Here is a 21,955-nt window from a genome sequence, read left to right as displayed (position 1 = left end):
TGAATCCCTGAGAATATAGCATTGATAATACTAATAAAACGGGAGGCGAACATCTGTGCCGTCTCCCATCTTTTTTGGATTTAAGTTACAAGTTTTTTGATTAAGATTTAGGTTAGCATTTCACCCAATAATTTAATGGCGTTAGGTTGTCTTTGATCGGCAAGCGTCATGAGCTTTTGATTAATTAACATTAAGATCGGCAATTTAAAGCGTTTAAACATCGTATTAGCAACGCTGTGTGACTCTTCATCATTTAATGCCAGATTTAATAAGGGTTCTAATTGCTCGGGTGTAATTATCTCGTCTTTTAACCTTAAGCAGCAAAGTCTCAAAGCCTGCTTTCTGACACCGCCCGCAGGGTCTTGAAGTGCTTTATAGATTGCTACTTTAACTTCGTCTCTGTGAGTGAGCTTGATTTTATCTAGATGTAACTCCAAAGAATTTAGACAGGTTAAGCGAACATGTTCATTGTCATCATTAAGGCCAACGAGTAGTAATGGAATCGCCTTACTGGTTGGCATGGTTGATAGAAAATGGCCAGCCGCCTGTTTGAGTAGTGGATCGCCGTGATGGATTGCATTACCCGCTGCCCCAATGCCGTTATCGATCTGTTTATCTTTCTTGTTACGTTTTTTTTGTAGCGTTAATGCTTGGAATATTTCACGCATTTCATTGGGCTCTGCCCCTAGAATAGATTCAACTAACCACCGGGTGGCAAGTGGGTGATGCGATTGACCGAGAGCTTTAATCCCAATTAAGCGATTGTCTAAGTTAGGCAGTTTGGCAATTTTTCTGCGGTTCATATCTAGGTGTTCTGCGCTATCAAAGTGCGCTTTCACAATGTTCGCATAGTTCTCTAGATCCCCGTCTAGCTCTTCGACCATCTCAACGATATTTTTTTGCTGATCTTCATGCTTCTTATCACTGCTTTGATTAGGCTGAACCAAAACAGACTCGACGTTTGCTTGCTGGATCATCCCCAGAGTTGAGGTCGGAGAGTTAGTATTACTCATCGGCTCAGCAAATTTTTCGTTGTGTTCATCGAGCAGTGCAGCTAACTCTGCTTGCTGCGCTTCTTCGGCTGAAGAGATTTCTGTTTCTTGTTTGTCGTCAACAACGGTAACGTCAATCGTATTTGGATAAGCTTGTGCACCAAAGAGTGTGGTTTTTAGCATATGTTCGCAGCTTGGATGAGCTGAATGGCTAAGGGTATCGAAACAAGCCTGTCGTATACTGGATTCGTAAAATGGATGGCCATTTTGTTCATCTTCACGATGAATGAACTTTTCTAGTAGAGTAAGTGAGTACTCTTCATGATCTTGAAATAGGGGAAGTTGACGAATGAGCTGGATCTGAACATGTGTTTCGGTTCTAAGGTCGGCTAAGTGAGTAATAAGACAATCAAGTAGTGTGCTTTTATGCTGGAAATTTAAGGTAATGCTATCCCAGTGTGATAAAAGAGCAGTGAGAGCGTGTGGGTTCGAACTGTTGGCTTTTTCTACTATTCGATCAATGTCATTCACACTAAGTTTCTGATTAAGGCACAGCTTTAATAGTTCTGGGTAGGCATTTGAAGAAGCATTTTCTAAATACCCAATGAGACGCCCGGTATCTAGGTTGTCTACTTGAGAAAAGCTATCCAAGGCCAAGATAGCTTGCTGTTGAACAAGTGTTGAGTCGTCTTGTAAGCATTTCACAATATCCCAGAAATACTCGCTCGCTTGTTTATTAGCTAGAGCAGCAATGGATGTTTTTCGAATAACAGCATCGTTATCGCGTAAATGTTTATACAGAAAAGCTCTCGCTATCTGGGCGTTGGAATGATTTAGTGACTTAAGCAATTTACGCTTTTTCATCAATGGAGCATTTGCTAGCTCTTCGATGATCCAGTCAGGATCTAGCTTCGCAATACCGTTGTAGATAAGCGCTTCAAGTTCCGGCTCTGGGTCAAGCTCAAGGATCTGTTTCAGTAACGGTAAGCTATTTTTCGTTGCATGTTCTACTAACACTGAGACTGCTTTTATTTGGATATCCCACCAATCGTCCCAATCACTTGCTAGCCCCCATTGGTCGTTTTGTTGTCTGCCAAGGGCAAAGTCCTCAAATAAGACTCTGACGCTTGCATTTGAAAAGTGGTGGCTAAGTGCATTCAACGCTGCTAGTCGAGCATCACCCTCTGGATGGTTTCTTGCTACATCTTCTAAAGCGGAAACATCACCACTATTTAGCTGGGCTAGCGCATTGACACAATCAACGACAACGTCTGGGTCGGCATGATATAAGCTCTTGTTAAGTTCTGCTTCGGCTGCTGTTATTTGACTTTGGCCAATTGCTCTTGCGCTGTAGCACTTCTGTGCTTCGTCACCGCTGGCGAGTAATTCGATGAGTAACGATTGAGATTTTTGGTTAGCGGCTTCGATTTCCACTTCTTTTAGTTCAACATCATGCATTCTCATATCCCTATACCTTGATTGGTCTGCTGTTACTTATATGTCACTAGCTCTCTTTGCTTATATGCATTTAAGCAGTTTCCATGCCTACTCTGTTGGTGGCTGTATATTTAAATGAAAACAACAACTTAGTTGGGTTCTGCTGCGTAATGGCATCGATACTGAAGCAAGATTTAACGTTTCGTTCAGATTCACTATTGAGAAATACCACAAAACGTTCAATTTCCACTGGTGAGATCTAGCTCACAGTGGCCGTAACTGGTTGTTTTTCCGGAATAAATGAGGCGATCAAAAGTTGGCTCAATTTATGCTCTAGCTAGCTTGGAAAAATATAAAAATGTTGCATAAGGAATTGGAACCGAGTGCAACGATAGCTGGAAGCTAAGGAGCATAACAATGAGAAAAATGCTAATCCTTGCTGCGACTGTAAGCCTCTCTTTTTCAACTTTAAGTCAAGCGGATACCAATCAGTTTGGACCGTTACCTGAAGTTAAAATAGATGCAGCAAAAGCAGAGTTGGGGAAACGCCTATTCTTTGATACTCGTTTATCGGGTAACACTGCGCTGTCGTGCGCATCTTGTCACAACCCAGGAAGTGGTTACTCATATCCAGAAGCATTGGCCCCCGCTTACACGGGAAGCAAAGGCTTTAGAAACGTGCCTACTTTAATTAATACAACCCACAAAAAAGTGTGGTTCCATGATGGTCGTATTGGAACTAACTTAAATGATGTAACGCGTGAAAACATTACCGAAGATTGGTTAATGAACATGGACATGCGTTTGATGCAAGAGCGTCTTAAACAAGACCCAACTTATGTGAAAATGTTTAAGGAAGCGGGTTACGGTGAGCCGTCTAATGGCAGTGTACGTAAAGCGATTCCTGAATACTTAAAAACTCTTACCTCGACATCATCGGCATTTGATACCCAGCAATTGAGTGATCAAGCGTCCGCCGGTTTTGCGCTATTTAAAGGTAAGGCAGGGTGTGCATCGTGTCATAACGGTCCGCTATTTACCGATCAAAACCCTTACAACACGGGTGTACCAGAAAACTTCGATATCTTCCGTGATCCTAGCCGTCACCATACGTTCATTGCATTTAACATGTTTATGGGTAATGAAAATTACATGAACCTAAAACGTGACGTTGGTGCGCATGTTCAGACGCACAAAGCAGATGGCACAGATATGGGTAAGTTCATCACTCCAACGTTGCGTGAACTCAAATACACCGCACCTTATATGCATAACGGGATGCTTGAGAGTTTGGCTGATGTCGTGGCGTTCTATAACCATGGCGGTGGTGATGATTCAAATAAGGATCCACGCATTAAGCCGCTTAATCTAACGTGGAAAGAGCAAAAAGCCTTGGTGGCATTCTTGGAGTCGTTGTCTGGTGAGCCATTGACGACTGAAAAGCATGTTTGGATGAAGTCTGACTACAACTATGAGCTGATCACTGATTGGCGCAATGTGAAGAATTAAGGAGGACAGCATGAAAACGAATGCAATCAGCTTGTCTGCAATGGCTGCGATGTTATTGACCATCACTGCATTGCCAGCTTGTGCGAAACAAGAAGCGAAAGAGGTTGAAACGAAAATAACGGCTGAAGAAGTAGCGGCAGCGTTACCTGCAATTGAGCTCGATGGGAAGCAGTATCCAGCATTAGCTCCGTTAGGTGAAGTTCCGACACCTTTAGATAACCCGACAACACCTCAAAAAGTGGCGTTAGGATATCAACTGTTTTTCGATGGCCGATTAGGTGGGGATATGTCGTCGCCATGTTCTGCTTGTCACAATCCTGCGCTGGGTTGGGATTTTCCAGCGGATCTATCACTTGGTTACCCTGGCACGGTTCACTGGCGTAACAGCCAGACCATTGTTAACTCGGCTTACTACCAAAAGCTGTTCTGGGCGGGATCTTCTAAGTCGTTAGAAGGTCAGGCGAAAAGTGCAGCAAAAGGTGGTGTAGCGGGTAACGGTGAAGACGACATTATGGAAGCGCGTTTGGCACTCGTGCCCGAATACGTCGAACAGTTTAATGACATCTTCGGTGATAACTATCCAAAAGTCAGTAATGCATGGAAAGCCATCGCAGCCTTTGAACGTACTTTGGTTCAAAAAGATACCCCATTGGACAAATACCTTCTCGGTGATAAATCAGCCCTGAGTGAGCAGCAACTTGCTGGTAAAACTTTGTTTGAAGGTAAAGCGAAGTGTATTGCTTGTCATAACGGTGCACTCGCATCGGATCAAAAAAACTACAACGTAGGTGTGCCAACAAACTTGCGCTGGGAAAACGATCCAATGGCACAAATTACTTTCCGTTACGAGCTATATGCTAAAGGCTCTAACGAGAAGATGTACCGTGAAACTAAGGCTGACCCCGGTATTTATTTCCGTGGTAAGCGAAAAAACATGAAAGGTAAATTCCGTACACCAAGTATCCGTTACACCAAATACACTGCGCCATTCATGCATAACGGAACCATTGCAACACTCTCTGATGTCGTGGATTTCTATGACCGTGGTGGTGTAGCCGCTGATGGTCGTTCAACGGATTTCCCTCAAACTAAGAGCCCGTTAGTGACACCTCTTGGGTTATCGGCAGAGGAAAAGTTGGATTTACTCGCGTTCCTCGATGCCTTCTCTGGAGAGAAGCTTGTTATGGACTATCCGGTAATACCTGAAGATAAACGTCTGTTCAGCGAGGAAGAGCTGATGGAGGTGAAAAAATGAGTATCGATCAAGATAAATCAAATAAGAAAGAGAGTGCGTCGGAACATCGCAAATGCATGATGTCACGAAGAGACTTCTTAATGTATTCAGGCGCAACTGCCGGAACGGCAAGTGTCATGTCATTAACGCTCTTCCCGGGTACAGCCCAGGCACAAGGAACTCAAGCTCGAGTTGTAGGTTACCCAAGAAAACTATTGGGCAAGTTAAGTGAGCTTAAAGAGAACGAACCTATGTATTTTAACTACCCAGACGATGGCCCTAATTCACAAGGTCTACTCGTTAAGATGGGTGTGCAGGCGGGTGGGGGTCTTGGGCCTAAGCAAGATGTTGTTGGCTTTTCATTAATGTGTACGCACCAAGGCGGACCTATGAATGGTCAGTACAAAGTCGTTGGCGAGCATCGTGTGTTAGGTCAGTGTCCTTTCCACTTATCGACCTTTGATATGCGTCGTCACGGCATTATCGTCTCAGGCCAAGCTTACGAAAGCTTACCTCAAGTGCTTCTTGAACTTGAGGGTGATGAGATCTATGCCGTGGGCATTATGGGGCTGCTATTTGGTCGAACGGATAACATCATTGCGATGCAGGAGGCGTAACAATGACCACTAACTTTTATATTCCAGAAGATCACGCTCCGCTTCCCCCTAAGAATGCCGATGTGATCACAACCGCTTGTGACTATTGTGTCGTTGCTTGTGGTTATAAGGTTTACCGCTGGCCGTTAGAGCAGGCCAATGGTGGACAAAAGGCTGATGAAAATGCATTTGGAATTAACTTTCCAAGTGCGCCTCTTCAAGCGTGGGTTGCACCTGCTCAGCATAATGTAGTAATGCACGAAGGCAAACCACATAACGTTATTGTTGTACCCGATAAAGACACCAAAGCCGTAAACAAAATGGGCGATTCGTCTATGCGAGGTGGCTTGTTGGCTCAAAAACTCTATAACCCGTCAACGGGTACACGTGACCGTTTGACTCAACCACTGGTTCGAATCGGTGGCAGCTTACAACCTGTACCTTGGGATTTTGCGTTAGATATCGCCGCAGAGGTTGGTCAGCATGTTATTGATACTCACGGTACTAATGCATATGGCGTAAAAACTTTCTCATATCAGTATATTGAGAATACCTACGCGATCACCAAGTATGCACTTCGCCATGTGAATACAGCTAACTTTACCTTCCACGATACCCCATCAGATGTAACGTCAACACCGGGTTTCCGTGACGCGGGTTTTGATAACTTTGGTCCAAGTTACGATGATTGGGGCGCTGCTGACACCTTGATGATTTGTGGTACCGACCCATACGAAACGAAAACCATTATTTTCACTCAGTTCATTATGCCTGCAGTTCAACGCGGTATGAAAACAGTCATGCTGAACCCACGTGAAACGGCTGGTATTGCGTGGCTTAAGAAACACGGTGGCTTGCATATCGACTTAAACCCAGGTTCCGATAACTTGGTTGTTGGGGCGATTATCCGAGTGATCCTAGAAAATGGCTGGGAAGACAGTGAGTGGATCCAAAACTGGGTAAACAATAAATGGGAATCCAGTTCCGGCTTTGGTCAAGGTACTCGTAACACACCTTGGCAATGGCGAACCACTTGGGGCAAGTTCCAAACCGATGGCTTAGAAGGCTACAAGAAATGGAACTTCGATCAGAAAGAGTTTGATCCAATCTACGCGGCTGGAATGGCCGGTATAGATGTCGATAAGATCTATAAAGCAGCAGAAATGTTAGCTAAACCAGTCGATGGCGTACGACCTAAAACCTCTATTGGTATCGAAAAAGGTTTTTACTGGTCTAATAACACGGGTAACACCAACGCTATCTCTTCACTTGCGACCATTGTTGGTGCGGGTGGACGGGAAGGTCGTGTTGTTGGTCGTTTCGGTGGTCACCAACGTGGAGGTCAATCAGGAGGTAAACTGCCAAGAAACAAGTCACCAGAGAAAGTACCAGGACGCCGTCGTCGTTCGATTGATACTGACCGTTATTTGTACTCAGGTCATACTCGGTTTGCGCATGTTATCGGCACAACGTGGATCCAAGCGATGTGTGGCAGCCAAGGTTTGCAGAAGAAATTCTGGGAGCTGGTTACTGCGAATCCACATCAGGTCTATAGCTACGATAAGCAAGAGATTATTGATACGCTGAAAAAACGAGCGGATTCAGGCGGTATGGTAGTTATTAACCAAGATATCTATCTGCGCGATCCTATTGGAGCCAAATTTGCGGACATCGTTTTTCCAGCAGCAACATGGGGTGAAGAGGATTTCATGCGTGCTAATGGTGAACGACGTTTACGTTTGTACCAGAAATTTGCAGATGCGCCGGGTCATGCAAAACCAGATTGGTGGATCATTTCCCAACTAGCGACCCGTATGGGTTATGACGGTTTTGATTGGAATAACTCGAACGACGTGGCTGAGGAAGCGTCTCGCTTTAGCCGCGGTAGTCGTAAAGACTTCCATATGATCAAAGTGGCTGCTCACGCAGAGGGTAAAACTCTGCATGAAAAGCTCAGAGAATATGGGACGGATGGTATTCAAGGGCCGGTGTTCTATAACTACGACACCAAAGAGCTGGTTGGCACCAAGCGTCTACATGACACTGAAATGACTCAAGCGGAGTTAGATAAAAAAGGGTTAGCGGATGGCCCGCAAGGCGCCAATGTATTGAAGAAACAGCTCACCGGGTTTAACAGCCAAACAGGTAAGGTCAATCTGCAGAAACACCCTTGGGATCTGTTTAGTGATTTTTATGCATGGCTGCAACCGAAAGAAGATGAGTTGTGGTTCTCGAACGGTCGAATCAATGAGATTTGGCAGTCAGGTTTTGATGATGTTGAGCGCCGTGCTTACGTTATTCAACGTTGGCCTGAGAACTGGGTTGAGATACACCCTGAGGATGCCAAGAAACGAGGTATCGAATCTGGTGATCAGGTGATGATGTACTCTGATCGTGTCGCTAACTTCAAAGACACTATTTTGGGTGTTCATGGTGACGACTTCCAGTTCAGTAGCCTGATGAAAAATGGGCATATTAAATTGGATAAGGCCGCTGTAACTGCTGTTGCTATCGTGACTCCAGCCGTTAAGAAAGGCGCGCTTTATGCCAATATGATTGATATGCGCCAACCCTCTAACTCGCTGACAACACGTGTTGTTGACCAAATCAGTGGCAACTATAACTTTAAGATCGGGGTCGCCAATATTAAGAAGCTTGGTGAATCCAAATATAAAAATGAGTTCCGTGCATTCTCGTTTGCACCAAGGAATATCGTTTAATGAAGGTACATAGCTAAAGGGAGGCGCCGAATGTGTAGGGCATTCGGTGCTTTTTCTTTTTTGGATTCAATAATTAAATGTTGTCTAAATAATAAAAGAGACAAGGAGAAATCAATGAAAAATGGTCTAGCCTTAGTAATCGCAGCGTCTGTTCTTGGGCTTGCAGCTTCGGGTTCAGCGATTGCAGCAGACGCCAGTGCAGGTAAAGCAAAGGCGGGCACTTGCATAGCGTGTCATGGTGCAAATGGCATTTCACCAATGGATTCATATCCAAATCTAGCGGGTCAAAAAGCAGGGTATTTAGTCAAGCAGATGAAGGCGTTTAAAGACGGCAGCCGTAAAGATCCAACTATGAACGCAATGGTCGCTGCATTAAATGACGATGATATAGCCAATATTGCGGCGTTCTATGCTGAGATGAAATAAGCCATTACTTCATCATGTAGTTTAAGTGTCTTGGCAGCTTTGTGGTGAAGCTGCCTTTTTTATTGTCTTTCTTCATCTTCCACAACAAATATCCTTTTGCTAGAATGCCGCCTCAAATTTGTAACCTGTTTTGATATGCTCAAGCAGTGTGTCACCAAAGCCACTTGTAGGCTGTAGAGATCAATTATGACAAAATCACGCGTTACCATTGGGCTGACTAACCCTAAAAGCCCATCAAATGTCGGTGCAGTAATGCGTGCAGCAGGGTGCTATCAAGCGGACGAGGTTCAATATACCGGTCAGCGCTATGAAAAGGCCTCTAAGTTTCAAACTGACACAAAAAACATAACCAGTAAGATCCCATTGAATGGCGTGGATTCGTTTCTTGATAATCTATCAGAAGAGACTCACATTGTTTGTGTGGATTTTGCAGAAGGTGCAACACCACTACCTGAGTTCGATCACCCTGAGAATGTGATTTATATTTTTGGTCCTGAAGATGGTTCAATTTCTCAAGACGTAGCAGATAGAGCGCATCATGTGGTTTACGTACCAACCATTGGTTGCATGAACTTAGCCGCTTCGGTCAATGTTCTGCTATATGACCGCCTTGCTAAGTCGTCTACCATGGATACGAGTGATACGTTAATTAAATCAAGCCGTGATAATCGCAATCACCTTGTTGTGAAAGGCTAACTCGCGAAAATAGATATAATGTCGCCAAACGTAATCGCCGAGTACAACTTACTCGGCTGATTGAAAGAAAGTTTTAGCCAGTTCATCACACCACTTTTTAATGTGTTGAATGGTACTGCTCTGTTCTTGACCTATCTGATGGAAATAGCCAAACCCAATCTTTACATCGTTAGCTAAAATATTGCTCTCTAACTTTGTCAACTTCACTTTATTCACTTCATCGTTTGCATAATCATTGGGTAAGATCGCCCAGCCATCGTTTTGTAAAAGGTGGACAATAAGACGATTGCTGCTGACCTGCCGTGTCTGAGATGAGAACTCTTTTATAATGCCATCAGCCTCCCATGCATTTTCGCTAAGGTACTGAGTCTCAAATTGCCCATCTTCAAGTGTAAACACAGTTTTGTTCGCTAATCGGGAATGTTTGCCGACATACAAGCCGTAGGATATGTACCCAAGCAATGTAAATTGCAAAGGGTATTCAGGTTCAACTCGATTTCGGGTCGGTAAAATAGCGAAATCTAATGTTCCTTTCGCAATTAAAGGAACACCCTTTAGGCGAGTGGTTTTTCTCCAATGTACAGTTAGGTGTGGATACTTGCCATGTAGTCTTCGTTCTAGCTCCGCAATAAACTCGAACGGAAAGTCAGCGTCATATCCAATATTGATGATGCTTTTAGGCGTGGTGTATATAGATTTACTGTATTCGGTCAGCTTGGAGTTCTGTCTAAGAACTAAGTAAGCCTGTTTCACTAATTCAGTTGCGTAGGGAGTGGGGTGAGCTTTTCTCCCTTGGATCTCAAATAAAGAGAAACCAAGGTTGTCCTCGTATGATTTAACCAACTCTCTAATTGTAGTTCGGTCTTTATTTAGCTTACGCCCCGCAGCGCTATACGATTTTTGCTCAAAAACGGCAATGAAAGCGTGAAGTTGCTCTAAAGTATGCATGAATTGCCCTCTCTTGAACGTAATACCCCTGCATAAGTGGGTTTTAATGTTGAATCATTCGAATCATAATTGCGAGCGATTTTTATTTTAGCTGGAATGGTATTGTGTCGACTTCTTATTTAGCAGAGCAAAAAAACAGGTGGTTTGATAAGGCATTACTCGTCAGTATATTGAGTATTGCGATTCCTGTTACCTTGCAAACCATCCTTTTTTCAAGCAAGGGATTGATTGATCTGATTATGATCGGTCAGTTGTCTGAGCAGGATATTGCAGCCGTCGGTGTGGCGGGTCGTGCTTTGTTTGTCGCAACGATATTATTGTCGGGTGTTACAACGGGTGGGGCGATGCTAGCCGCGCAATATTTTGGTGCCAAAGACTACCTTGGTGTTACTCGTAGTATTGCGCTGAGTTGGATGATGGCATCGGTTGCCGCTCTTATACCATTAAGCCTGTTTTGGCTGGTTGGTGATTTTATCATTGGGCTCTCTTCTTCATTGGAGCTTGTTCAGCAACTCGGTCATGAATATCTTCAAATCACCGGATTGAGTCTTTTTTGTGTCGCCTTTTCGGGCAGCATCGCGGCGGGTCTGCGTTCAGCTCATCAAGCGTCTACGAGCACATGGCTTAGTGGGATTGGTGTAGGTCTTAATATCTTTTTAAACTGGGTACTGATCTTTGGTCATTTTGGAACTCCAGCTTTAGGTTTGAAAGGGGCGGCTATTGCAACGGTGATTAGTAGCGTCTTAGAAGTATTGATTACCATTGCCTACCTGCGTTATCGCAAGCACATATTGTGCTTTGGGATTAAGGACTTAAAAGCCGCACTTTGTTCAAAGCGCATTCGTCAGTTTACAAAGCTCGCATTTCCAACAACGGTGAATTTCCTATTATGGTCAGCGGGCTTATTTGCATATACCGCCATTATGGGTAGAAGTGGTGAACAGGGGTTAGTGGTATTTGCTGTTATCACGCCAATTGAGGCGTTTTCACTTAGCTTCTTGGTTGGTATTGCAAATGCGTCTTCTGTCATTGTTGGCAATCAACTTGGTGCTAACAAACCAGAAGCGGCTTATTCGTTGGCGATACAATTTACCATCATTGCATTTTTTGTCACCGTAGCAGTTTCTCTCGGACTGTACCTTTGTAAAGACCTAATTCTTGGAATGTTTGGGGCATTAGAAGAGGACACAAGGCAGTTAGCTGACAAGTTCTATTCCATTCTTTGTATTGGTATTATTTTGCGATCTCTTCCGACGACAATGGTTGTTGGAGTCTTACGTGCTGGTGGGGATGTGAAGTTCTGTTTGTATCAAGATTTGTTTACCCAATGGCTGTTTGGCATTCCGCTAGCTGCGATTGGCGCGCTTGTTTTAGGGTTTACCCCCGATATTGTCTTTGCAATGTTCTTCCTAGAAACAATATTTAAATGGTTTGCTTGTATCTACCGATTCCGTAGCAAAAAGTGGATTAATTGTTTAGCAGATTAATTGTTTAGCAGATTAATTGATTATTAGATTGAATTTATAAGGTTATTACTATGAATATTATGAGTTTATATGAAGCGTATGGTGTGACGATTGCGTTTGCTGTGTTTTTGGCAATCTATGTATTTATCCATATCAAGTACATTCGCCATCATGAAGCGCATAAACGCTTCTTAGCTGCACTGTGGGAGCTGATGAAAAACACTATTCACGGTGAGCATATCCGTACCATGGGCTACAAGCACGAAAAAGAGCAACAAAAAAGCGGTGAAAAAAGCTAGCCTTATCAACGTATGTTTGTGAACAAGAGTTTGAAACAAAGCCCCAGATAATCGCTTATCTAGGGCTTATTGGATTTATCAGCTATTACGGCTTTCGCGGTATTTATATTGATAATCAACTTCCACAACTGCGCGGTATTGTATTTTTCCACGCTCCTCAGAAAATTCTTCGATGGTTACCTTTGTGTTCGTGACCTTTACCGTTGGGCGCTGAACATTGTTTTCATAAATCGGCAACTCTTGCATAAGTTGATTAGTTGGCATTACTTTGAACTCGTCCATGAGATCATACCCTGCGTGATAGGCTTGCTCTTGGGTTGCAAACGCATCTGTTTTGAACTTGCTTTCAGAAGTTTGAGTGTTCACTGCAGCAAAGCTGGTTGAGCTAACCATAAGTGTTGCGATAAGTAGGATTTCTTTTTTCATCATAATTCTCCGGTTAATTCCTCTGTCTACAAGATAAGAGGGGAATGTCCAATGAGTTGGCAAAATTGATACTACGCATTGCTTTGTAAGGGGTCAGTCAAGTTAAGTAAGGTTTCATCTAGTTTTGGTAATGGGTTTACTGACATTGATTGCCTGTATGTTAAAGAGTTGTGTGCACAACAGTGAATGTCAGCATGGCAACAAAATTAGGAATGTAGTTCATTAGAAGTTGGTGATAGATGATTTACGTATCGTGAGATATGCGACTTTTGTTATCGAAGAAAACGTATCTAGCGTAATCACTCGCTAACTTACACAGGTTTATGCCGAGTGATAAATTGTGACATGGATTGTTATTTTATCTCTTTGAGTTACAATGCGCGTTCGTATTTTTTTAGGTACATTCGTATTTGTATCGACATCAATATTGAACTCTAATTTAGACATGTTTTGTTGCTAACAAAACATATTACTGAACATGTGTTGCTTGGTATGCAACACCACTGTAAAGGACAAACAATGCCTATTATTACTCTTCCTGACGGCAGTCAGCGCCCATTTGAAAACCCTGTATCAACTTTAGACGTTGCTCTATCTATCGGACCTGGTCTTGCTAAAGCAACCATCGCCGGTCGTGTAGATGGTAACCGTGTTGATGCTTGTGATCTTATTGAAAATGACGCTAGTCTAGAAATCATCACAGCTAAAGATGAGAAAGACGGTCTTGAGATCGTTCGCCACTCATGCGCTCACTTACTGGGTCACGCTGTAAAGCAACTTTTCCCAGAAGCTAAAATGGCGATTGGTCCGACAATCGACAATGGCTTCTATTACGATATCGATTTAGAGCACTCTTTAACGCAAGACGATCTAGATAAGATCGAAAAGCGTATGAAAGAGTTGGCTAAGACCAAATATCAAGTTGTTAAAAAGACAGTCAGCTGGCAGGAAGCACGCGATGCGTTTGAAGCTCGCGGTGAAACGTACAAGATTGAAATCTTGGATGAGAATGTTTCAAAAGACGATCGTCCAGGTCTTTACCACCATGAAGAATACATCGATATGTGTCGTGGTCCACATGTTCCACATATGGGTTTCTGTCAGCACTTCACTCTACTTAACGTAGCGGGTGCTTACTGGCGTGGTAACAGCGACAACAAAATGCTTCAACGTATCTACGGTACAGCATTCCACGATAAGAAAGCACTTAAGGCGCACTTAACGCGTCTTGAAGAAGCTGCTAAGCGTGACCACCGTAAGATCGGCAAGCACTTAGACCTTTTCCACATGCAGCAAGAAGCGCCGGGTATGGTCTTCTGGCATCATAATGGTTGGTCTATCTTCCGTGACCTTGAAGTATTTATTCGTGAAAAACTGACTGAATACGATTACCAAGAAGTAAAAGGTCCATTAATGATGGATCGTGTTCTTTGGGAACGTTCTGGTCACTGGGACAAATACGCTGATGCGATGTTCACGACTAACTCTGAGAACCGTGAATACGCAATTAAGCCAATGAACTGTCCTGGTCACGTTCAGATTTTCAACCAAGGTTTGAAGTCTTATCGCGATCTACCGCTACGTATGGCTGAGTTTGGCTCATGTCACCGTAACGAACCATCAGGTGCACTACACGGTATTATGCGTGTACGTGGCTTTACTCAAGATGATGCACACGTATTCTGTACTGAAGAACAAGTACAGCAAGAAGTGAAAGCGTGTATTGAGATGGTTTACGATACTTACACAACGTTTGGTTTTGAAAACATTGTTGTGAAACTATCTACTCGTCCTGAACAGCGTGTTGGTTCTGATGAAATGTGGGACCGTGCTGAGGCCGATCTAAAGCTTGCTCTAGAATCGATGGATATCGCTTTCGAAATCCAAGAAGGTGAAGGCGCATTCTACGGACCGAAAATTGAATTCACACTGCATGATTGTTTAGACCGTGCATGGCAATGTGGTACAGTTCAGCTTGATTTTGCATTACCAGAACGTTTGGGTGCAACTTATGTGGGTGAAGACAACGAGCGTCACACGCCAGTTATGATTCACCGTGCAATTTTGGGTTCTCTTGAGCGCTTCATCGGTATTCTTATCGAAGAATACGCTGGCTTCTTCCCAACTTGGTTGGCGCCAGAACAAGCTGTTGTCATGGGAATTACTGACAAACAAGCCGAATATGTGCAAGAAATTACAAAAAAACTGCAAAAAAGTGGATTTAGAGTAAAAGCGGACTTGAGAAATGAGAAGATAGGCTTTAAAATCCGCGAACATACTTTGAAACGTGTACCGTTCATGTTGGTTTGTGGTGACCAAGAAATGGAAGCCGGTGAAATCGCAGTTCGTACTCGTAAAGGCAAAGACCTAGGCAAATTTAAAGTGGATGACTTTATTTCATACATCCAAGCCGAAGTTTCAAGCCGTAAGCTCAATCTGGAGGAATAGCTATTAAAGGCGGAAGACGTGGCCAACAACCGGCCAAGCAAAACCAGCACCGTTTAAACGGTGACATTCGTGGCGTTCGTGAAGTTCGTCTAACTGGCGCTGACGGCGAAGCCGTTGGTGTAGTATCAATTGCTGAAGCACTTGAAGCTGCTAATGAAGCTGGTATGGATCTCGTAGAGATCAGCCCTAACGCCGAGCCGCCAGTCTGTCGTGTGATGGACTACGGTAAGTTCCTCTTCGAGAAGAGCAAAGCTGCGAAAGAGCAGAAAAAGAAGCAAAAGCAGGTCCAGATTAAGGAAATAAAATTCCGTCCTGGGACTGATATTGGAGACTATCAGGTAAAACTACGCAACCTGACTGGTTTCCTAGAAGACGGCAACAAAGTGAAGGTAACAATTCGCTTCCGTGGCCGCGAAATGGCCCACCAAAGCATCGGTGTTGACGTTCTTAATCGTTTGAAAGCGGATACTGAAGAATTTGCAGTAGTCGAATCTTTCCCAACGAGAATAGAAGGTCGCCAGATGATTATGGTATTGGCGCCGAAAAAGAAGTAATTAAAGGCCTTACAAGTAACTAAAATGCATCTGCTGTTTCAGTGGATGTGTTTTGTTCGCCCTGATTACTATGTTATTAACTACTCAACAATGCGGAGTTATTCATCATGCCTAAGATGAAAACCAACAAAGGTGCTGCTAAGCGTTTCCAGAAAACTGCTGGTGGTATTAAGTTCAAGCACGCTGGTAAACGTCACATCCTGACTAAGCGTACTACTAAGAACAAGCGTCAACTACGTCCGAATGCAATCCTTCCTAAATGTGAAGTGGCTGCTGTTCTACGTATGATGCCATACGCTTAATTCTTTTTAGTTTAATAATCGTTTATTTAGGAGAAGCATAATGCCTCGCGTAAAACGTGGTGTACAAGCTCGTGCACGTCATAAGAAAGTTCTAAAACAAGCTAAAGGTTACTACGGAGCACGTTCACGTGTTTACCGCGTAGCTTTCCAAGCAGTTACAAAAGCTGGTCAATACGCATACCGTGACCGTCGCAACAAGAAACGTCAATTCCGTCAACTTTGGATTGCTCGTATCAATGCTGCGTCTCGTCAAAATGGTCTGTCTTACAGCCGTTTCATCAACGGTCTTAAGAAAGCGTCTATCGAAATCGATCGTAAGATCCTTGCTGATATCGCTGTATTCGACAAAGCTGCTTTCGCAGTACTAGTTGGAAAAGCTAAAGCTGCTCTTTAATTAGCAGTTATAGTTACGAAAAAGGAGAGCCTCGGCTCTCCTTTTTTATTGCGTCAAATATCTTCCTAAGAGCATGATCCACAACAGCCTGTTGGAGAGTCGTGCTTTGTTTTTTTCTCCTCTTTAGTTTCTTCAACTGAACGATTCTCTGCACTCGCTTCTTGTGTTTGAACTGCTTTAGCTTCTTCGTCTTTTCCTGAAAATATCTTTTTAATAGAAAATGTCATTTATGATTTCCTGTCTATCTTGATTAAGTAGCCAATTTACTCAATACAGTATCAGAGTGATTTAGTCAGGTATTTGCGCCTAATCAATTTAAACCCAAAACATTCCTAGCCGTGATGATTCTTCTTTATGTATCTCCTATCTCGATATATTGCCAAATCTACGTAGGTGAGGATAATGCCTTATCCAATTACGTCTATGGCTGTTGTTTAAAATGCGACTTGATAAATTTGTTTGTAAAAGTACTGAACTCACTAGAAGTGAAGCCCTAGAGCAGATCCATTCAGGGGCCGTTTGTGTTAATGATAACGTGACGACCGACGAGGCAATCCAAGTCCATGAAAATAATGAAATTAAAATGAATGGCATTCGATTGGAAGCTCGCGACTTTCGATACATCCTCATGAACAAGCCTTCAGGAACGATATGTTCAAATATTGATGAAGCGTATCCCTCTTTATTCAATTACATAGACGTCGACAAAGCATCTGAGCTTCACATTGCGGGGCGTTTAGATGCGGATACGACAGGGTTAGTGCTGATTACAGATGATGGAAGGTGGTCGTTTAATATCACAGTACCGAGTAAATTGTGTAAAAAGGTTTATCGGGTTAGTTTGTCTAAAGCCATCGCTGAAGATGTTGCACATAAGTTTGAACAGGGCATTAAACTACAAGGAGAGAAGCACCTGACTGCTCCGGCGACCTTAAGGGTGATTAGTCCTCAAGAGGTGTTACTAACCATAACGGAGGGAAAGTTCCACCAAGTAAAGCGTATGTTCGCGGCGGTTGGTAATCGAGTTGTTTCACTACATCGCGAAAGCATTGGCGAGGTCTTGCTTGATGTGGGTGTTGGTGAATGGCGATATTTGACGTCGGATGAAGTAAAGTCGTTTAATAATCATAATAGTTAATTTAAACAGTTATGAAAACGAACTTCGAATTAGTCGTCACTTTGGAGTACTATGCAGCAATTGAGTTAATAGTAGATACTTATGACCATACCGATTAAAAACATAATTCAGGAAGAAGATAAAGCACCAGAGATTTTATGCTCAAACTGCCAAGCGTGTTGCTGCCGTCTCGAGGTAATGATCCTTACAGATACTGGAGTTCCAGAAGAGCACATTGCTTATGATCAGTGGGGTGGTGAGACGATGCTCCGCCTTGATGACGGGTGGTGCTCTGCGGTCGACCGTGAAACGTTAATGTGCACGATTTATGAGAACCGACCTTTAATTTGTCGAGAGTTCGAAATGGGTTCATATGAGTGTCGTGACGAAAGAGATGAATTACTCCCCCCTACGTAAAATTAAGTGCCTAAGAGTAGTTAGCACTTATCGATAATCAATGCTTAAAGATTTAATAGGGGCGTAAAGGCAAGTCTGCTAGAATCCTCCGCTCTTCCAGTAATCGTATTGATTGCACTGGGCTTACCTAAGACTAGGAACTATTTTGACCAATAATGATATTGTGCGCCGTATTCGCTACACATTCAATTTTAAGAACAGCTCGATGATTGAGATCTTTTCTCTAGCAGACATTGAAGTGACGGAAGAGCAAGTTGTAGGTTGGTTGAAAAAGGAAGAAGACGAGTCATATATCAAGCTTGAAAATACGGATCTGTCTTCGTTTTTAAATGGTCTAATTAACTTAAAGCGTGGTAAGCGTGAAGGGGAACAGCCAAAGCCTGAAAGTAACTTAAACAATAACATGGTGTTTCAGAAGTTACGTATCGCCCTGAACTTGAAGGCGGAAGATATCATAGAGATCTTACAGCTAGTTGATTTCCGATTGAGTAAGCATGAGCTAAGCTCGTTTTTCCGTAAACCGGATAATAAGCACTATCGTGAGTGTAAAGATCAGATTCTGAGAAACTTCCTGATGGGTGTACAACGCCAATTACGTCCAGAAGACAAGAGTGAGTTCCAAGACTAATACCGCTTTCCAGTGAGCAGTCGAGATTCTTTCACCTGTTAGATAAAAGGCTAGATTCTTTATTTTTTGAGTCTAACTTTGTGTACCGCTCACAAATTTCCCCGCGTTTAATCCACACTCCCAGTATCAGTCACTACACTCCTATTAATTAGGGAGTAATCAGAATGTCTGAGCAACTGAAAATCATCGCAACGTTAGAGAGCTACGCACAAGCTTATTGCAATAAAGATATAAGCGCATTGATGGATGTCTTCGATAAAAGTGAAAGTATCTCTGTTATTGGGACAGGAGCCGATGAACTATGTACCGGAACCGGAGCGGTTAGAGGCCTCTTTTTAAGAAACTTCTCTGAAGCAACGGCGACTAAGTTTGAATGGAAGTGGTGTGACGTTATTGTGAGTGATGATCATGCTGTGGTTGCTCAAACACTCATTATTCATTTAATGGCTGGCAATGAGTTATTACAAGTACCGGTAAGGTGGACAGTGACTCTTAAAAAGGCTGAACGATGGTTATGGATTCATCGTCATGCATCTACGGCAGCAGGCTCTCAAGAAGAGGGAAGTGCGTATCCGACAGTAACGAGCTGAAACACTATGAATTGACCCGACCATTTCTTACTAAAGCTCGGCGAACATTTTTGCATAACTTACCAAAGCGATCTAATTCGTCAAAACCTGGTGATATCCCTCGATTTATTTGATGCTGCCAATACGACAACTCACCATCAACCAACTCCATCAACTTTTTAGGGCAGCCCATACAGCTGTTGTCGACACCACAGACAAATGTATCAGATTGATAGAGTGGGAACTCAGCTGTAACAGCGTCGATAATTTGTTGCATAGCATCAATTCTGTTTGGCTTGTTTGTCATAATAAACTCTTCACTAGCAAGTTGGTTATTTTAGTCCCAATATCCTCAATGCCAACCCCTAAAAAGGGTTAATCAATGTGACCTAATAGAGCCCGTATATAGACATATTTCGCCGCTACGACTAAATTTCGAGTATGGAGGGATTTATGAACAAATCAAAGCACACAATAGGCTCAGATTTGGAGACTAATAATATAGATTCTCCCTGTATCCGGCATTGTTGTCTAAATGAAGACGATGTTTGTTTAGGCTGCTATCGAACATTGGAAGAAATACTTGCTTGGAACTCAATGACACCGATAGACAAACAACAGGTATTAACACTCTGTAAAGACAGGAAAAAACCTTCAAATCGGCTGTAAATATATAAAAATAAAAGAATGCCACTCATATAACGATCTTGGTTCAGCTTAATGGATTGATTCTCATGGGGTTATTTACAGTGAGTGATCTTAATTCAATTAAAACTGGTTAGTATGAGGTTTGGGTTGTGAAGCTCAACTAATCACGAATTACAAAATAGATAGTTATATCAATTCAGTGTCAACTCGATGCGATCCGCATATGCATCTATTGATTTCATCCGACTCACTTATCCTTTGTTATAAATATTTATAGTCTTTTAGTTCTTATCTATTCACCCCTTTGATATCTAATTAAGTTCGGCTTTAGTATCTCCGTTATGTATTACATGAAATTAGATATAACAAAAGTGAGATAGATAAAGATGAATTCGATACAAATGAAAGGTGCTGCGTTAATAGCCAGTGCTATGCTCGCATTAACGGGTTGTAACTCTTCTGATACTACCGACACAGTTAATAGCCCCAATCCACCTTCTACGCCTGCACTAACCGAACTGGTAGTTACAGTAGATGCTTCGTATCTTCTAAAAGGTACGAAACGTACAGTCATTAATCCTGGCGTTAATGTATTAGTAGCTTCGACTGGTACATTATCAGATGGCAGCAAAACTAATGTTACTCATGAAGTGCAATGGAAGCTTAATGATGAGGATGTCGCTTTACACCAAGGTACAATTCATATTCCTAACGATTCTTCTGGCGTAGTAACTATAAGTTCAAATCACGACAGTATTGAATCTAATGTCGTGTCATTGAACATTAACTCGTTTCCAATTGAATCCGTTTCGATCGTACCCAATGGACAATATCATTACCAAGGTTCAATGCAGCAATACGCTGCTTATGGGCATTATTCCGATGGAACATCTGCAGATATTACTCCTCAGGTTCATTGGGAGAGTTCAAACAACACGAGCACAGTGATTAATGAAGACGGTTTTGCCTTTTCTATAAGCTCAGGCAGTAGTGATATTGTCGCTAAAATAGAAGGTGTTTATAGTGATCCTGTCTCTCATGTCGCTGAAGAAGAACAGGTTCAGACTGATTCAGATGTAGTTGGTGTTGTTATTTCAAATGGTCACGCGGTGATTGAAGTTGAGAATACATTTAACTATCGCGCAGTTGCAGGCTTCACTAACGGAGATCTTCGTTATGTTACAGATGAAGTAACTTGGCACAGCAGTGACTCGTTAGTTGCGAGCATTGAAGAAGGTGGTCAAGCAACAGGTATCAAACCGGGCACGATCGAAATTTCAGCATCACTTGAAGACAAAGTAAGTGACTCTGGCACTTTGATCGTTTTAGGCGATGCAATTCACGACTCGATTGCTGAGCTATTCGTGTCACCGGATAATGCGACGATTGCTGAAGGCGATAGCCGCCGATATGTGTCTCGAGTAATCTATCATGACGGCTCAACTGCCAATGTGACAGACATTGTTGGCTGGGTAAGCACTAATGAAAACGTAGCGAGCATGTCATCAAAAGGGTTTGCTACAGGGGTTAGTCAAGGCTCTACACAAGTTTATGCAACTTTAGACGGCTATGAAGGTAAACCAGTTAGCTTGTTTGTAAGTAATAGTGCTATTGACGACATTACCATTGAAATTGACACGCATAACATGCGAGTTGGCACTACAAAGCAGTTAAAAGCGTTTGCCCATAACTCAGATGGTACTTCAGAGGATATTACAGATATCGCTAGTTGGACAGCAGGTAACCCTAGCTTGTTAACAGTTACAAATGACGGATTAGCTTCTGCTCATGATGCTGGCTTTACGACCGTTTACGCCGCTCTAGATGGTGCGAGGAGTTCATCGCTACCTATGTATGTTAACGATTCCGATATCCTAGATCTTGTATTGAATCCGGGCAAACCAATTATGGAAATCGGCGCAACTGTACCCGCTAAAGTAACGGTATTTTACTCAGATTTTAGTTCCGAAGAGGTACAGGATGGTGTGACATGGGTAAGTAACAACAGAGATGTTGTGACCGTTACAAGCTCTGGCATGTTACAAGCACAAGGTACTGGGACCGCTGAGGTTACGGCAATGTTCGAACATGCCCACAGTGATCAACCTATCCAAGTAACGGTTAAGTAA

At 42.8% G+C, this 21,955-nt stretch carries 23 protein-coding genes; 18 read left to right on the top strand and 5 right to left on the bottom strand.

The genetic code is table 11. From position 1 onward, the window contains the following. Window positions 1-107: 107 nt before the first annotated feature. A complete protein-coding gene (locus L4C54_RS07845) occupies window positions 108-2,456 on the bottom strand; it encodes a HEAT repeat domain-containing protein (RefSeq protein WP_428807728.1) in 2,349 nt (782 codons plus the stop codon). Window positions 2,457-2,846: 390 nt separating this feature from the next. On the opposite strand from L4C54_RS07845, the gene L4C54_RS07840 reads away from it, so the two are divergent. From L4C54_RS07840 to L4C54_RS07815, 6 genes are all read left to right on the top strand, one after another. Next, window positions 2,847-3,938, top strand: coding sequence for a cytochrome-c peroxidase (locus L4C54_RS07840; protein ID WP_428807727.1), 1,092 nt, complete (start codon window positions 2,847-2,849; stop codon window positions 3,936-3,938). 10 nt (window positions 3,939-3,948) lie between these two features. Next, window positions 3,949-5,193: a cytochrome-c peroxidase gene (locus L4C54_RS07835; protein ID WP_428807726.1), complete on the top strand. Its 1,245-nt coding sequence runs from the start codon at window positions 3,949-3,951 to the stop codon at window positions 5,191-5,193. Continuing rightward, on the top strand, window positions 5,190-5,789 hold the full coding sequence (locus tag L4C54_RS07830; protein ID WP_428807725.1) for an arsenate reductase (azurin) small subunit: 600 nt from the start codon (window positions 5,190-5,192) through the stop codon (window positions 5,787-5,789). The genes L4C54_RS07835 and L4C54_RS07830 overlap by 4 nt, the downstream gene beginning before the upstream one ends. A gap of 2 nt (window positions 5,790-5,791) precedes the next feature. Beyond that, window positions 5,792-8,488, top strand: coding sequence for an arsenate reductase (azurin) large subunit (locus L4C54_RS07825; RefSeq protein WP_428807724.1), 2,697 nt, complete (start codon window positions 5,792-5,794; stop codon window positions 8,486-8,488). A gap of 114 nt (window positions 8,489-8,602) precedes the next feature. Continuing rightward, window positions 8,603-8,914: a c-type cytochrome gene (locus L4C54_RS07820; protein WP_428807723.1), complete on the top strand. Its 312-nt coding sequence runs from the start codon at window positions 8,603-8,605 to the stop codon at window positions 8,912-8,914. A 186-nt stretch (window positions 8,915-9,100) separates the two neighbouring features. Continuing rightward, window positions 9,101-9,610, top strand: coding sequence for an RNA methyltransferase (locus tag L4C54_RS07815; protein WP_428807722.1), 510 nt, complete (start codon window positions 9,101-9,103; stop codon window positions 9,608-9,610). Window positions 9,611-9,658: 48 nt separating this feature from the next. On the opposite strand, the gene L4C54_RS07810 is transcribed toward L4C54_RS07815, so the two are convergent. Beyond that, window positions 9,659-10,558 (bottom strand): LysR family transcriptional regulator, encoded by a 900-nt coding sequence (locus tag L4C54_RS07810; protein WP_428807721.1) that lies wholly within the window; start codon window positions 10,556-10,558, stop codon window positions 9,659-9,661. 104 nt (window positions 10,559-10,662) lie between these two features. Between L4C54_RS07810 and L4C54_RS07805 the strand changes: the two genes are divergently transcribed. Further along, window positions 10,663-12,045 (top strand): MATE family efflux transporter, encoded by a 1,383-nt coding sequence (locus L4C54_RS07805; protein WP_428807720.1) that lies wholly within the window; start codon window positions 10,663-10,665, stop codon window positions 12,043-12,045. 50 nt (window positions 12,046-12,095) lie between these two features. Further along, the gene (locus L4C54_RS07800) at window positions 12,096-12,323 is read left to right on the top strand and encodes a hypothetical protein (protein WP_428807719.1); all 228 of its coding nucleotides are present in this window, start codon (window positions 12,096-12,098) and stop codon (window positions 12,321-12,323) included. A gap of 78 nt (window positions 12,324-12,401) precedes the next feature. Here the strand turns inward: L4C54_RS07800 and L4C54_RS07795 are convergent, their stop codons facing one another. Further along, on the bottom strand, window positions 12,402-12,752 hold the full coding sequence (locus L4C54_RS07795; RefSeq protein ID WP_428807718.1) for a DUF3316 domain-containing protein: 351 nt from the start codon (window positions 12,750-12,752) through the stop codon (window positions 12,402-12,404). Between the two features lie 516 nt (window positions 12,753-13,268). Here L4C54_RS07795 and thrS point away from each other — a divergent pair. From thrS to rplT, 4 genes are all read left to right on the top strand, one after another. Then, window positions 13,269-15,197 carry a threonine--tRNA ligase gene (thrS, locus tag L4C54_RS07790; RefSeq protein ID WP_428807717.1) on the top strand — a complete coding sequence of 643 codons (1,929 nt, stop codon included), beginning with the start codon at window positions 13,269-13,271 and terminating at the stop codon, window positions 15,195-15,197. Beyond that, on the top strand, window positions 15,194-15,751 hold the full coding sequence (gene infC / locus L4C54_RS07785) for a translation initiation factor IF-3 (RefSeq protein ID WP_428807955.1): 558 nt from the start codon (window positions 15,194-15,196) through the stop codon (window positions 15,749-15,751). The genes thrS and infC overlap by 4 nt, the downstream gene beginning before the upstream one ends. A gap of 107 nt (window positions 15,752-15,858) precedes the next feature. Next, entirely contained in the window at window positions 15,859-16,053 is a 195-nt protein-coding gene (rpmI, locus tag L4C54_RS07780; RefSeq protein ID WP_428799773.1) for a 50S ribosomal protein L35, read from the top strand. Window positions 16,054-16,093: 40 nt separating this feature from the next. Then, window positions 16,094-16,447, top strand: a complete 354-nt coding sequence (gene rplT / locus L4C54_RS07775) for a 50S ribosomal protein L20 (RefSeq protein WP_017034714.1) — start codon at window positions 16,094-16,096, stop codon at window positions 16,445-16,447. 65 nt (window positions 16,448-16,512) lie between these two features. Here rplT and L4C54_RS07770 read toward each other — a convergent pair whose 3' ends face one another. Beyond that, the gene (locus L4C54_RS07770) at window positions 16,513-16,674 is read right to left on the bottom strand and encodes a CCGSCS motif protein (RefSeq protein ID WP_428807716.1); all 162 of its coding nucleotides are present in this window, start codon (window positions 16,672-16,674) and stop codon (window positions 16,513-16,515) included. Window positions 16,675-16,886: 212 nt separating this feature from the next. Here L4C54_RS07770 and L4C54_RS07765 point away from each other — a divergent pair, with 212 nt between their 5' ends. The 4 genes from L4C54_RS07765 to L4C54_RS07750 all read left to right on the top strand — a co-directional run bounded on the left by L4C54_RS07765 (window position 16,887) and on the right by L4C54_RS07750 (window position 19,199). Continuing rightward, window positions 16,887-17,585, top strand: a complete 699-nt coding sequence (locus L4C54_RS07765) for a pseudouridine synthase (RefSeq protein WP_428807715.1) — start codon at window positions 16,887-16,889, stop codon at window positions 17,583-17,585. Between the two features lie 81 nt (window positions 17,586-17,666). Then, window positions 17,667-17,981 carry a YkgJ family cysteine cluster protein gene (locus L4C54_RS07760; RefSeq protein ID WP_428799776.1) on the top strand — a complete coding sequence of 105 codons (315 nt, stop codon included), beginning with the start codon at window positions 17,667-17,669 and terminating at the stop codon, window positions 17,979-17,981. Window positions 17,982-18,126: 145 nt separating this feature from the next. Further along, the gene (locus tag L4C54_RS07755; protein WP_428807714.1) at window positions 18,127-18,609 is read left to right on the top strand and encodes a YehS family protein; all 483 of its coding nucleotides are present in this window, start codon (window positions 18,127-18,129) and stop codon (window positions 18,607-18,609) included. 164 nt (window positions 18,610-18,773) lie between these two features. After that, window positions 18,774-19,199, top strand: coding sequence for a nuclear transport factor 2 family protein (locus L4C54_RS07750; protein WP_428807713.1), 426 nt, complete (start codon window positions 18,774-18,776; stop codon window positions 19,197-19,199). A 4-nt stretch (window positions 19,200-19,203) separates the two neighbouring features. Here L4C54_RS07750 and L4C54_RS07745 read toward each other — a convergent pair whose 3' ends face one another. Continuing rightward, window positions 19,204-19,485, bottom strand: coding sequence for a hypothetical protein (locus L4C54_RS07745; RefSeq protein ID WP_428799779.1), 282 nt, complete (start codon window positions 19,483-19,485; stop codon window positions 19,204-19,206). A gap of 134 nt (window positions 19,486-19,619) precedes the next feature. On the opposite strand from L4C54_RS07745, the gene L4C54_RS07740 reads away from it, so the two are divergent. After that, a complete protein-coding gene (locus tag L4C54_RS07740; protein WP_428807712.1) occupies window positions 19,620-19,847 on the top strand; it encodes a DUF1289 domain-containing protein in 228 nt (75 codons plus the stop codon). 365 nt (window positions 19,848-20,212) lie between these two features. Beyond that, window positions 20,213-21,955: an Ig-like domain-containing protein gene (locus L4C54_RS07735; protein ID WP_428807711.1), complete on the top strand. Its 1,743-nt coding sequence runs from the start codon at window positions 20,213-20,215 to the stop codon at window positions 21,953-21,955.

Source organism: Vibrio lamellibrachiae, assembly GCF_050337265.1.
GTDB classification, from domain to species: Bacteria; Pseudomonadota; Gammaproteobacteria; order Enterobacterales; family Vibrionaceae; genus Vibrio; species Vibrio kyushuensis.
Note: the sequence above shows the minus strand (reverse complement) of the source record. Positions and strands in the feature narration are given on the sequence as shown.